General features: G+C 56.7%; 12 protein-coding genes and 1 riboswitch. Of the genes, 6 read left to right on the forward strand and 6 right to left on the reverse strand.

Going from position 1 to position 12,675, the window contains the following annotated elements; translation table 11 throughout:
* The first annotated feature begins 137 nt into the window (after positions 1-137).
* Complete coding sequence (locus MTP40_RS08520; protein ID WP_249259192.1) at positions 138-875, forward strand: hypothetical protein; 738 nt, start codon at positions 138-140, stop codon at positions 873-875.
* 53 nt (positions 876-928) lie between these two features.
* Here the strand turns inward: MTP40_RS08520 and MTP40_RS08525 are convergent, their stop codons facing one another.
* From MTP40_RS08525 to MTP40_RS08535, 3 genes are read right to left on the reverse strand one after another with little or no spacing between them, the layout of a single operon-like run.
* Positions 929-1,774: a bifunctional 5,10-methylenetetrahydrofolate dehydrogenase/5,10-methenyltetrahydrofolate cyclohydrolase gene (locus MTP40_RS08525; RefSeq protein WP_117504874.1), complete on the reverse strand. Its 846-nt coding sequence runs from the start codon at positions 1,772-1,774 to the stop codon at positions 929-931.
* A 12-nt stretch (positions 1,775-1,786) separates the two neighbouring features.
* Positions 1,787-2,401, reverse strand: coding sequence for a cyclodeaminase/cyclohydrolase family protein (locus MTP40_RS08530; RefSeq protein ID WP_117504935.1), 615 nt, complete (start codon positions 2,399-2,401; stop codon positions 1,787-1,789).
* A complete protein-coding gene (locus MTP40_RS08535) occupies positions 2,385-2,972 on the reverse strand; it encodes a 5-formyltetrahydrofolate cyclo-ligase (protein WP_207684100.1) in 588 nt (195 codons plus the stop codon). The genes MTP40_RS08530 and MTP40_RS08535 overlap by 17 nt, the downstream gene beginning before the upstream one ends.
* Before the next feature lie 133 nt (positions 2,973-3,105).
* On the opposite strand from MTP40_RS08535, the gene MTP40_RS08540 reads away from it, so the two are divergent.
* Positions 3,106-3,702, forward strand: coding sequence for a histidine phosphatase family protein (locus MTP40_RS08540; RefSeq protein WP_117533217.1), 597 nt, complete (start codon positions 3,106-3,108; stop codon positions 3,700-3,702).
* Positions 3,699-4,214, forward strand: a complete 516-nt coding sequence (locus MTP40_RS08545; protein WP_249259193.1) for a cob(I)yrinic acid a,c-diamide adenosyltransferase — start codon at positions 3,699-3,701, stop codon at positions 4,212-4,214. Before MTP40_RS08540 ends, MTP40_RS08545 begins: the two co-directional genes overlap by 4 nt.
* 50 nt (positions 4,215-4,264) lie before the next feature.
* Here the strand turns inward: MTP40_RS08545 and MTP40_RS08550 are convergent, their stop codons facing one another.
* Both MTP40_RS08550 and MTP40_RS08555 read right to left on the reverse strand, forming a co-directional pair.
* Entirely contained in the window at positions 4,265-4,879 is a 615-nt protein-coding gene (locus tag MTP40_RS08550; protein ID WP_249259194.1) for an MATE family efflux transporter, read from the reverse strand.
* A 268-nt stretch (positions 4,880-5,147) separates the two neighbouring features.
* The gene (locus tag MTP40_RS08555) at positions 5,148-6,092 is read right to left on the reverse strand and encodes a phospho-N-acetylmuramoyl-pentapeptide-transferase (RefSeq protein ID WP_005931988.1); all 945 of its coding nucleotides are present in this window, start codon (positions 6,090-6,092) and stop codon (positions 5,148-5,150) included.
* Between the two features lie 227 nt (positions 6,093-6,319).
* Between MTP40_RS08555 and MTP40_RS08560 the strand changes: the two genes are divergently transcribed.
* Both MTP40_RS08560 and MTP40_RS08565 read left to right on the forward strand, forming a co-directional pair.
* Positions 6,320-7,726, forward strand: a complete 1,407-nt coding sequence (locus MTP40_RS08560; protein ID WP_207684105.1) for an MATE family efflux transporter — start codon at positions 6,320-6,322, stop codon at positions 7,724-7,726.
* A gap of 24 nt (positions 7,727-7,750) precedes the next feature.
* A complete protein-coding gene (locus MTP40_RS08565; protein WP_207684106.1) occupies positions 7,751-10,543 on the forward strand; it encodes a class I SAM-dependent DNA methyltransferase in 2,793 nt (930 codons plus the stop codon).
* A 58-nt stretch (positions 10,544-10,601) separates the two neighbouring features.
* Here the strand turns inward: MTP40_RS08565 and MTP40_RS08570 are convergent, their stop codons facing one another.
* Complete coding sequence (locus tag MTP40_RS08570) at positions 10,602-11,201, reverse strand: ECF transporter S component (RefSeq protein WP_097770557.1); 600 nt, start codon at positions 11,199-11,201, stop codon at positions 10,602-10,604.
* Positions 11,202-11,343: 142 nt separating this feature from the next.
* Positions 11,344-11,463: riboswitch (FMN riboswitch) on the reverse strand.
* Positions 11,464-11,589: 126 nt separating this feature from the next.
* Between MTP40_RS08570 and MTP40_RS08575 the strand changes: the two genes are divergently transcribed.
* Complete coding sequence (locus tag MTP40_RS08575) at positions 11,590-12,672, forward strand: mechanosensitive ion channel family protein (protein WP_207684107.1); 1,083 nt, start codon at positions 11,590-11,592, stop codon at positions 12,670-12,672.
* Positions 12,673-12,675 lie beyond the last annotated feature (3 nt).

A 12,675-nucleotide genomic window follows, 5' to 3' on the forward strand; every position in this document is an offset into this window, starting at 1 on the left:
TCCCCGAATTTCCAAAATATTTCGGTTTTTGTCAAACTTTTAGTTGTATTTTGTTGTCGTATATGCTATAATGCAGGCAGAGAACAACCGATGGATGGTTTCCGACACATCATCCAAAACCAGAGAGGAGACCCGCTATGGATGCCAGCCGCTATTTTGAAGAGATGCACCGTGCCATGTCCGCACAAAAAAACAATTCTTCCCTGCTCCTGACCGTCAAGGTACAGGACCTGGGCGGCGCTGATGCCTATCTGGAGCTGCGGCAGTCTCCCAATGGCCGCGCCCGGGTGTTTTACTCCACCATGGGCCGCCGCAACCTGAACTTCCAGCTGTTCCGCAAGGGCTGGCAGCTCTGCCACAACGCATCCGGCGAGATGACAGGGCAATTCCCCACCCGGGCCGAAAACCTGCTGGACAGCGCGGACTTTTCCGCCTGCGTCCGGGATGACACCCTGGACGCGGGCCGTACTGAGATCATTCTGCGGGAGCTGCGCCGTACGGCAGGCACCTCCCGCTCCTGCCTGCCTCAATCTGCCCGGGAAGGTGCCATGATCACCGTGGAGAGCTTTGTGGGCCGGGGCGGCGAGTGGAACTACTGGTCCACCCGTGCCGCCGACTGCCTGCCCATTGCGGCAATCCTCTGCTGGCTGGGCGATTTTCTGGCCGGAACGGAGCGCCGCACCCTGCAATCCAGCCCTGAAGCCATGGCACTGGCCGCCCGTTGGCAGGCCGAACTCGCCTCCCCCTTTGCGCAGCCGGCTGACTGCGTCCAGCGCCCTGCCCGCTCGGTTTCGCCTTCCGCGCCCCGCCGTACCGCACAGCAGGTACAGAACCCCCGCTGGCAGAGCATCCTTGCCGTGCTTGCAACCGTATGATAAGAACAACAGGCGGTGCCGGAAACTTCCGGTACCGCCTGTTGTTTTCTGTTTTACTGTGCGGATGCGGCATCCACCACATGGCCCACCAACACAGAGGTGGTCACCGTGCCCACACCGCCGGGCACCGGGGTGACAGCCTCCACGATGGGTTCTGCCTCATCAAAGCGGACATCGCCGCAGAGTTTGCCCTCTTCGTTGACGTGGATGCCCACATCCACCACGACCTGACCTTCCCGCAGGCAATCGGCCCCGATGGCTCCCCGCCTTCCCATGGCGACCACCAGCACATCGGCCTCCCGGCAGAGGGCGGGCAGGTCCCGGGTGCGGGAATTGCAGAGGGTCACGGTGGCGTTTTCCCGGTCCAGCATCATGGCGGCGGGCTTGCCCACCACCAGGCTGCGGCCCACGACCACGGCCCGTTTGCCGGAAAGCGGCACGTTGTAGTATTTCAGGATCTCAAGGCAGGCCTGCGCCGTGCAGGGCGGATAACCGATGGGCATATTGGTGAACACACCAGCCATCGAGCCGTCCGTGATGCCGTCCACGTCCTTTTCCGGGGCAAGCGCCTCCTGGACCCTGCGGTCATCGAACCGCTTTGGCAGGGGCCGGAAGATCAGGCACCCGTGAACCGATGCATCCCCATTGATCTGCCGGATCACATCCAGCAGTTCCTCCTGCGTAACATCTTCCGCCAGATGGAACTGCCGCACCTCCACGCCAACCTTACCGCACCGGGTGACGATCCCCTTTTCATAAGAAATGTCATCCTCCCGCGCGCCGACCCGCACCACAGCCAGCGTGGGCACGATGCCCTTTTCCTTCAGCGCGGCACAGCGCGCGGCGTTTGCTTCGTTCATGGCGGCCACCACGGGCGCGCCCTTCAGGATCTGAGCCATTTTCTTCTCCCCTCACTCATTTGATACAGTCTGATAGACCCTGTCAGCCTGCGGCACAAACTCGGCCAGCAGCTGTTCCGCTCTGGCCTCCAGCGCATCCGCATGGGCTTTGTCTGCCATCAGGCGGGTGTTGACCTTCACGTTCAGCCCCGCCGCCTGCATGGCTGCCTTGCAGAACAGCGCCGCGCATCCGGCATCGGAACGGGCCAGCACGCTGCCCTTTTCGGCGTACTCTGCGGCCAGTGCGATGCCCTCACCGCAGGCAGTCATCACCTCCAGCGGCACGGCGCAGGCCCTGTCCAGTGCCTTTTCCAGCACCGCGGCCTTGTGGGCCTGCTGTTCCGGGGTCTCCTTCGGCAGCTTGTAGGCCGCCGCCACGGGCAGAAAGGCCTCCGCGTCGGCCTGTACCAGCGCTTCCAACCGCTTGCGCAGGGCCTCGGCCCGGACATTCAGGGCAGCGATGTCCGCTTCTACGGCAGCATATTTCTTTTTGCCCACGGTCAGGCTGCCCACCATGCTGCCCAGCGCCACACCGGCCGCGCCCACCAGCGCCGAAGCGCCGCCGCCGCCCGGAGCCGCCGCCTTGCTGGCCAGCTCCTCCAGAAAACCTTCACAGCTCAAATTCATCAGTTCCACGATATACTTTCCTCTCTGTTACAAATCCATCCAGCTGCCGGTCCTGTTCATCTGCAGCCGCTTCCGGCACCCGCTGGGCCTCAAAGGCCACGCCCAGCGCCACGGCGTTCCGGCACCTGGGCAGGTAGCGGTCATAGTAGCCCTTGCCCATGCCCACTCTGCGGCAGACCGCATCAAAGGCAGTGCAGGGCACCAGCACCAGATCAAGCGCCTCCGGCCGGATGAGCGCCGCCCGCTCCAGAACCGGCGTACGGATGCCGTAAGCCCCCATCTCCCAGCCGTCCGGCCCCGGCACGGCGGCGGTCAGGGTAAAGTTTTCCCCACAGACCGGATAGGCCACCGTTTTGCTCAGCCGGGCCGCCTGCTCTGCCAGCACAGCAAGATCCACCTCCCCGCCAAAAGCGGCGTAGAGCAGCAGATTCTCTGCCTTTTGGAAGCAGGGCATGGCCAGAAGGCGGGCACAGATGGCTGCATTGGCCGCCGCTCTCTCTGCCTGCGGCAGATCCCTGCGGGCCATGATGCCCGCCCGGCGCTGCGCTGCTTTCCGGTCCCGGATCTCCATTGACACTTCTCTCCCCTGAAATTTCATACCCACTCAATATATCTGAAATGCGGAAGAATTGCAAGAGCATGGCTGGAAAATAACTGCAAAATAGGCTATAATGGTGCAGAACAAACCAAAAAGGAGAACGATTATGCTCATTTATCTGCTGCGTCACGGCCAGACGGAGTACAACGCGCAAAAACGATATCAGGGCCAGCGGGACATCCCCCTTTCCGCCGCAGGCATTGCCCAGCTGAGGCAGGCAGATTTTGCACCGGAGGTGGTCTATGTCACCCCGCTGCAGCGCACCGCCCAGACGGCGCGGGTGTTCTTTCCCGGGGCAAAGCTCATTCCGGTGGACGGGCTGAAGGAGATGAACTTCGGCCGATTCGAGGGCCAGACCTTCATACAGGTGGAGCAGGACCCGGAATATCTGGCATGGGTGCAGGAAAACGAGCACGCCGCCCACCCGGATGGGGAGCGCAGGAGCGATTTCTGCAACAGGGTGTGCAAAACGCTGGCTGACCTCATTGACAAGGCCCTTGCCGAAGGGCAGGAGCGGTTGGTCATCGTGGCCCATGGCGGCACCCAGATGGCCGCACTGGAGCGGTTTGGCGTGCCCCGCCGCAGCTTTCCCGACTGGTGCGGCCCCAACGCGGGCGGCTATGTGCTGGATGCCCGGGACTGGCCGGAGCAGCACATCCTGCACCTGGTGGAGACCGTGCAGTACACCAAGGAGAACGGATGATGGAACAGGGCCTGCTGCATCTCTACTGGGGCGACGGCAAGGGGAAGACCACCGCCGCCATGGGCCTTGCCCTCCGCGCACTGGGCAGCGGCAAACGGGTTGTCATCGTGCAGTTCCTCAAGGGCGGGCAGAGCGGCGAGATCCCTCTGCTGGCCCAGCTGGGGGCAAAAATTTTCCGGGGCAAGGGCGGGCAGAAGTTCGTGTTCCAGATGAACGAAGCGGAAAAGGCCGCCGCCCGGGCCGTGCAGAACGAAAACCTGACCGCCGCACTGGCCGAGCCTGCCGACCTGCTTATTTTAGATGAGGCCGGTTCGGCCTGGGAGCTGGACATGGTGGACAAAGACCTGCTCCGGCGGGCCGTTCTGGAGCGTCCCGCCGCGCAGGAATGCGTGCTGACCGCCCACAAGGCCCCGCAGTGGATGCTGAATGCCGCCGACTACTCCACCGAGATGAAATGCCGCCGCCACCCCTACCAGAAGGGCATCAAGGCGCGCAAAGGCATCGAATACTAAAAACGCCCGGAGAACCGCAGCTTTCAGCGGCCCTCCGGGCGTTTTTGTGTTTACTGTTTTGCAATGATATCGCGGCTGGCCGCCAGCAGGCCAAGGGCCAGCGCAGCGCTCAGGATGTCGGCCACAGCCTGAGCCATCAGCACGCCCTGATACTGGAACAGATGTACGCAGACCACCAGTGCCAACAGAAACACCACGCCCTGACGGCTGATGGAGAGCAGGAAGGACGGTATGATTTTACCAGTTGCCTGGAACAGCACCGTGAGCAGGAGCACCACGCCGCCAAAGGCTGCGGTGTAGACCTGCCAGCGGAGCATCTGCGCACCCGTGGCGATCATCCCGGCATCCTGCACGAAGAGCCGCATCAGCGCCCCGGAATTCAGGCAGAGGATGAGGGACAGCACCACGGCAATGGAGACGAGGAAGGTCAGACAGAAGCGGATGAGCTTGCGCATCACGTCCCGCTTTTTTGCGCCGTACAGGTAACCGAACAGTGGGATGCCGCCGAACGAGAAGCCCACCAGCACCAGCTGGGCGATCATGCTCACCTTGCTGGCAATGCCCATGGCGGCAATTTTATCGTTGCCATAGGGCAAGAGGAACTGGTTCATCACAATGACAGTCAGGCTCTGCATCAGGTTGCTCAGCGCGGCAGTAACACCCACGCCCAAAATCTGCTGCAGCTCCCTGCCCGTGACGTGGCACTGGGACAGCTTGACAGATTTCGTCCCTATTATAAAGGTTTTGCTTGCATTTGTTTGTGACACATGGCACAATGAAACAAAAGAAATGAGGTGAACTCATGCAGGAAATTCGTGACCCAGCCTGTCTGGAAACGCTGGCCCGGAAGCTGGAACTTTCCTCCCGGACCAGAACAGCAAAACGCCCGCGCAGGAGCTTTCCTGTGCGGGCGCTGCATTTCTTTTTTGTGTTTTACCGCACCAACAGCAGCAGCCAGGCGGATGCCACAGCCTGCAGGATGAGCCAGCGGGCCACGACCTGCTCATCGCTCCAGCCCAGACGCTTGCGCACATGGTCGTGCAGCGGGGTCAGGGTGTTCTTGAGGATGGAGATGTGCAAAAACCGCTTGAAGCTGATCTTCAGGATGCCCAGGCTGCCGTCCACGATGAACACCAGCGCGGCCAGCAGGAAGGCGAAGGGATGGCTGCTCTTGAGGGCCAGGACGGCCAGGAAGAAGCCCATGGCGCGGCTGCCCGCGTCACCCATCAGCAGGGTGGAAGGCTTGGCGTTCTGCCACAGGTAGGCCAGCAGGGCACCAATGAACACGATGCCTGCGGTGGCGTAATCCCCCAGTTCCTCCCAGTAGGCCAGCAGGAAGGTTCCGATGCTGACCACGGCAAGGCTGGCGGAAAGGCCGTCCACGCCATCGGTGCAGTTGACCACATTGATACTGGCCCAGATCAGGACGATGATGAGGATAAGGTAGACGGCATAGGGCAGGCTGAAGCTCCAGCTCAGGAAGTTGACCTCCGTGCCGTTGAAGTTCAGGTAGGTCACGCCCGCCACAACGGCGATGACCAGATCGATCAGGCCCTTTTTGTACTCGTTCCAGGCAGTCTCGGCGGCATCGTCAAAATAGCCGGAGAGCATGGACGCAATGAGCAGGACGGTGTAGATGACATACTCTGCCTTAAAAGGCACCACGGCCAGCGTGACCAGTGCGATGCAGAGCACGAAGATGAGGCCGGAGCCCCGGGCCTTGCCCTTGGAGAGTTCGCCGTTCACGGCAAACGCGCGGCCATGGTCGTGGGGGAGCTTATCGTGGAACACCGAGTCCATCAGCGCGGTCAGCGCAAATGCAAGCAGAAAGCCCAGCGCATCCACGGTGCGCGGGTTGCCAGAAAGCAGTTGAAGCATAGTTTTTTTCCTCTTTCCCGGAGCGGCAGAGGCCGTTCCTGTTCTTTCACTGCTGGATACAAATGAAGTGTATCACGCCCGGGCCAAAAAATCAATCTCTGGGGCAATGGCTACCCCATGGGCTGATGGGTTGACATTTTTCGCCCCCCTGTCTATAATGGGAAGACAAACGCCCTTTCGAGGGTATTTTTTTGTCTCACAGGAAAATCGGAGAAAAAGGAGAAGACATGAAACTTTCACTTGAACAGCTTTCGGCCCGGATGCGGCAGGGTGAGACCATCCCCTCCCGCCAGACGGCCCAGGTGGCTCTGGCGCTGAGCATCCCCTCCATTCTGGAGCAGCTGGTGGTCACTGCCATGGGATACATCGATGCTGCCATGGTGGGCCACATCGGTGCAGAAGCTACTGCTTCCATCGGCATCGTCAGCTCCAGCACCTGGCTGCTCCACGGTGTTCTGGTGGGCCTGTACACTGCCCTCTCCATCCAGATCGCCCAGTATCTGGGGGCCGACCGGCAGGATGATGCCCGCAGCGTGCTGCGGCAGGCCATGCTTTTCAATGTGATCCTTGGCGTGGGAGCCGCCCTTTTCGGCCTGGGCATCAGCCCCTTTCTGCCGGGGTGGCTGGGAGCTGACCCCTCCCTGCGGGCAAACGCCACAGCCTACTTTGCCATCTGGTCAACGGCTCTGCCCTTCACCATGGCCATGGGCATGTACACCTCCATCCTCCGGGCAGAAGGCTACGCCCTGACCGCCAGCCTCATCAGCGTGCTGGTCTGTGTGCTGGATGCCATCTTCAACTTCTTCCTCATCAACCCCACCCGGACGCTGTGGGGCATCACCGTCTGGGGTGCCGGGCTGGGCGTGCCCGGCGCAGCCCTGGGCACCGCCCTGGCCACCGTGGTGGGCGGCCTGTTGGCTTTGGCCATCCTGCTGCTGCGGGAAGGCCCCCTCTGCATCCGGAAGCCTGCCCCCTGGAAGATCACCCGCTCCTGCCTGCGGAACCTGCTGTGGGTCGGTGGTCCTCTGGCGGGAGAACGCGCCGCCATCTCTCTGGCGCAGGTGGTGGTGGTGCGCATCGTGGCTGGCCTGGGTACCGTGGCCATTGCCGCCAACAGCCTGGCTGTCAACGCCGAGGGCTTGTGCTACATGGCAGGCTACGGCATCCAGAGCGCAGCTGTCACCCTCATCGGCCAGGCCGTGGGTGCCAACCGGAAGGATATGGCCAAGCGGTTTGCCTGGCTGTGTACCGGCCTTGGCATGGGGGTCATGGCCCTTTCCGGCGTTGGTCTGTGGATCTTTGCCCCCACCCTGATGAGCCTTTTCACCACCGATGCGGCTGTCATCGCTCTGGGTGCTCAGGTTTTGCGCATCGAAGCCTGGGCCGAGCCCATGTTCGGTGCCTCCATCGTGGCCAGCGGTGCCATGCAGGGTGCGGGCGACAGCACCTCCTGCTTTGTGCTGAACATATTCAGCATGTGGTGCATCCGGCTGACGTTGGCGTTCCTGCTGGCTCCCCGGCTGGGCCTGATGGGCGTTTGGGGTGCCATGTGCTGCGAATTAAGCATCCGGGGCCTGTTGTTCCTCATCCGCCTTGCCCGGGGCAAGTGGCTGGAAAAGGGCGCGCTGTCTTAATACACAAAACAGGGAGATTACATTATGACAAATGCAGAAAAGCGTGAAGCTGCACGGCAATTGATTCAAAAGTGGCATAATAAAGGCAGAGAAGACGAGGACGACCGCTCCTATTGGCTGGATATCTTGCAGCGCTTACTGGGTTGTGCTGATGCAACCGACAGAATTGAGTTTCAGAAAAAAGTAATCGTTAACGGAAACACAAAAAAAATCGATGCCTATATCCCTGAAACAAAAATCATTATTGAACAGAAGTCAGAAGGCATTCCTCTGGACAAGAAGATCTCGCAGTCCGGTGGAACCGAACTCACTCCTTACGAACAGGCCAAACGCTACAATGATAATCTGCCAACTTCTGAGAAAGCAAAGTGGATCATCACTTCCAATTTTCAGGAACTGTGGATTTACGATATGGATACCCGCGTTCCTGAAAATAATGTTGTAAAAATCCATATCGATGATCTTCACCACAATTCTTCGCTTCTGGACTTTCTGCTGGAGAAAAAGGTTGTCCAAGTCTCTAAAGAAGTAGATTTGTCACAAGAAGCGGGCAAACTCGTTGGCAAAATCTATGATGCATTTTTGAAGCAGTACCATGACCCAGAAAGCAAAAAAGCCCTCGAAAGCCTGAATGTTCTTTGCGTCCGGCTGGTATTCTGCCTTTACTCTGAGGATGCCGGTCTGTTTGAGCAAAAAGATTCCTTTAGCGAATACATTGCTCAATACGAGCCAAAAGACCTGCGTCCGGCTCTGTTGTCACTGTTTAAGGTTTTGGATACTCCCTATCCTGACCGACCCGACCTATATCTTTCGGAAGAGCTGGAAGCATTCCCCTATGTCAACGGCGGCCTATTTGCCAACGAGGATATTATCATTCCAAAAATCACACAGGAAATCAAAGACGCTCTTGCGGAAGCCGGGCATTTTAATTGGCGGGATATTTCGCCTACCATTTTCGGCGCTGTTTTTGAAAGCACGTTGAATCCGGTTACCAGACGGAAAGGCGGGATGCACTACACCTCGATTGAGAATATCCACAAGGTAATCGACCCGCTGTTTTTGGATGATTTGAAAAACGAATTCGCAGAGATTCTGACAATTGGTGTACAGAAGCAAAAGAAAAAGAAGCTGGAAGAGTTTCAGAACAAATTAGCCGGACTGACCTTTTTAGACCCAGCCTGTGGCTCTGGCAACTTCTTGACAGAAACCTATATTTCGCTCCGCCGTCTGGAAAATGACATTTTAAGGGAACTGCAAAACGGACAGGTCATCTTTGGTGATACCAATTGGAATCCTATTAAAGTCTCCATCTCCCAGTTTTACGGCATCGAAATCAACGATTTTGCCGGTGATGTTGCAAAAACCGCTCTTTGGATTGCAGAAAGCCAGATGATGAAGGAAACTGAAGATGTTGTCTTAATGCATCTTGATTTCCTTCCATTAAAAAGCAATGTAAATATCCATATCGGGAATGCCTTGCAGATGGATTGGGCTTCCATCATCTCCCCCTCCAAATTATCGTATATCATGGGAAACCCACCGTTTGTTGGGCAATCTGTCCGAACAAAAGATCAAGCTCACGATATGAACGATATCTGGGGACAGGGTGAAATAGAAACCAAACTCGATTATGTGATCTGCTGGTACAAAAAAGCGCTAGATTATATCAATACATCCAGCACGAATATCGAAATTGCATTTGTCTCCACGAATTCCATTTGTCAGGGCGAATCCGTTCCAACATTTTGGAAGAAAATGATTGATTCTGGTGCTGAAATTCACTTCGCATATCGTTCTTTTGTATGGGACAGTGAGGCAAATGAAAAAGCGGCAGTTCATTGTGTCATCATCGGTTTCTCCAACTTTAGCCGCTCTCATACAAAATTCATTTATACTGAAGAAACAAAAACAAAGGCAGAACATATAAACCCCTATCTATTAGATGCTCCTGACATTTGGATTACAAACAGAATTAATAAACCTCAAAATGGTTTACCCAAAATGACCACCGGTAGTCCTCCGACAGATGATGGCGCTCTAACACTTAGCATAACAGAGAAAGAAGAACTTGAGAAACAATATCCCGTATTGGCAAAATACATCAAGCCTTTTATAGGTGCAAAAGAATTCTTACATGATAATGTAAATAGCTATTCCAGATATTGCTTATGGTTTAAGGATGGTAATGTCTCTGATTATGTAAATATAAAAGAAATCACAGAACGCCTTGAAAAAGTCCGTGCTTTGCGAAAAAGCAGTAATGCAGATCGGATACAGAAAATGGCCGATTATCCTTACCTTTTCTGCCAAATTCGGCAACCGTTATCAACCTATCTTGTGTTTCCAAGACATTCTTCACAGAATAGGCGGTATATCCCGATTGGTTTTATGCCCTCTAGTGTAATTGCCGGAGACGCTTGCAGTATTATTCCAAATGTCACAATCTATGAATTCGGAGTTCTGACATCTAATGTTCATAATGCGTGGATGCGTGTTACTTGTGGTAGGATAAAAAGCGATTTCAGGTATTCCCCCGCAGTTTATAATAATTTTCCTTGGCCTACTCCCACCTTAGAACAAAAAGCCAAAATAGAACAAACTGCACAGGCCATTCTTAACACACGAGCAATGTATCCAAACAATTGTCTTGCAGATTTGTACAATCCTCTGGCCATGCCTGAACCGCTGTTAAAAGCCCATATCGCAAACGACAGGGCCGTCATGCAAGCCTATGGTTTATCAGTCAAGGACACCTCTGAAGCCGATTGTGTAGCGTTCCTGATGAAACGCTATCAGGAGTTGACACAAACGAAGTAATCTCTCAAATAGCAAAAAAGAAAGGACGCTTTCGCGTCCTTTCTTTTTGTTCTGTCACTCACTTCCGGCCATGCAGGATGGGAGAGAGCGGCTTATAGATCAACATGCAGATCAGGGCATCCAGCAGGCCCTTGACCAGAGTGAAGGGCATATTGAAGATGACCAGGCACTTGATCAGGCTGTTGGCAGAGGGCAGGATGGCCTGATACATACCCAGGATGGCTTCCAGCGGCATGTGGTAGAACTTGACGTAGGCCGGGTAGGTGATGAAGTAGTTGGACGGCACACTGAACAGGGCCATGGCCACAGCACCGGCCACGGCACCGATGATGGCGTTCTTGCGGCTCTTGTGGTGCTTGTAGAGGTAACCGGCCAGTGCGGAGAACACCGCACCCAGCATGAAGTTGCACAACTCACCCACCAGTGCAGTAGAGGTGCCCTTGATGACCACATGGAGCAGGTTCTTCATAAAGCTGATGATCACACCGTACACCGGGCCAAGGGCAAAGGCACCCAGCAGAGCGGGCAGGTCGGAGAAGTCCATCTTGACGAAGGACGGAATGAGCATCGGGAGCGGGAACTCGATGAACATCAGGATAAAGGCCACCGCGCTGAGCATGGCGGCAACGGTCAGGTTGCGGGTCGTGTTTTTCTTCATGGTAATATCCTCCCGGGGCGTTTTTGCCCCAAATCATAGATTGGAAAGCCCCTTTCGCATGGTTTCGGAACCGGGAAGACAATCAAAAACGCGCTCTGCCGCAGCAAACACTGCAACAGGGCGCGTAGACAAATCGTATTGCCTGCCGTTTCTTGCATCCGGACTATACCGTTGGCCCCGGAGTTTCACCGGGTCAGCACCCTTGCGGGTGGTCGCGGGCTATACCGCCAGTGGGGAATCTCACCCCGCCCTGAAACGAACTTTCTGGCCAAGAGTATAACGCGGCTGCTCCGCCTTGTCAACCCCTTTTTTATTTGCCCTGCACGGGCCGGATATGGTATACTGTGGGACAGGATGTTACAATTTTTGATACAAGGAGCTTTTTGCCATGATTTTTACCGTTCGTGACCTCGGGTTCGAGATCGGGCCTTTTTTGCTGGAGGGCTGGTGGGCGCTGGCTGCCCGGGCCGTCTGCGCCGCAGTCATCGTTTTTGCGGGGCTTCTGGTCGGCTGGCTGCTGCGCCGGAAGATCTTTCCCGCTCTGCAGGCCCGCAGCTGGCACTTTGCCGCCACGCCCATCCTCCTGCGCAGCTTACAGAGCCCTTTGGCGCGGATGGCCTTTTACAGCGGCCTGTATCTGGCCCTGACCAGCCTGCCGTGGGCCATTCCGGGCCTGACAAAGTTTCTGTTCACGGCCTATAAGATTGCAACGACCCTCCTGTTCTGCCAGGGCCTGTACAATGCTTCTGAGGTAGCCGACCTGCTGCTGGCCTCCTGCAGCCCGGAAATCCGGAGCAACAAGACCTTACGCTCCCTGCTGGACACCACCTACAAAGTGCTGGTCATCATTCTGGGTGTTGCCACCTGCGCGCAGATCGTCGGCTTCCCCATCGGCAGCATCGTAGCCGGTGCCGGTCTTGTGGGCCTGACCATCTCGCTGGCCGCGCAGGAAAGCGCCAGCAACCTGTTCAGCGGCATCGTCATCCTGCTGGACAAGCCCTTTTCCATCGGCGACTGGATCACCGTGGGCAATGTGGAGGGCGAGGTCATCGATATCAACTTCCGCTCCACCCGTATCCGCTCCATGGACCACAGCGTAATCATTATCACCAACAGCCAGATCTGCGCCTCCACTGTCCAGAACGCAGCCCTGCGCACCATGCGGCCCTATAAGTTCACACTGGGTGTCACCTACGGCACTACCCGTGCCCAGCTGGAAAAGCTGATGGCTGACCTGCAGGCCATGCTGGACAACAGCCCTTACACCAACAAGGGCACCAACATCGTCCGGCTGACCAGCTTTGGCGATTCCAGCATCAACATCCTCATCTCGGCCTACCTGACCACCAACGTCTATGCCACCTTCCTGCAGCAGCAGAATGATCTAAACTTGAACATCATGGACGTGATGCAGGCAGACGGCGTGGACTTCGCCTTCCCCTCCACCAGCGTCTACATCGAAAAGAATTGAGCA

The organism is Faecalibacterium sp. IP-3-29, assembly GCF_023347335.1.
In the GTDB taxonomy this organism is placed as follows: domain Bacteria; phylum Bacillota; class Clostridia; order Oscillospirales; family Ruminococcaceae; genus Faecalibacterium; species Faecalibacterium duncaniae.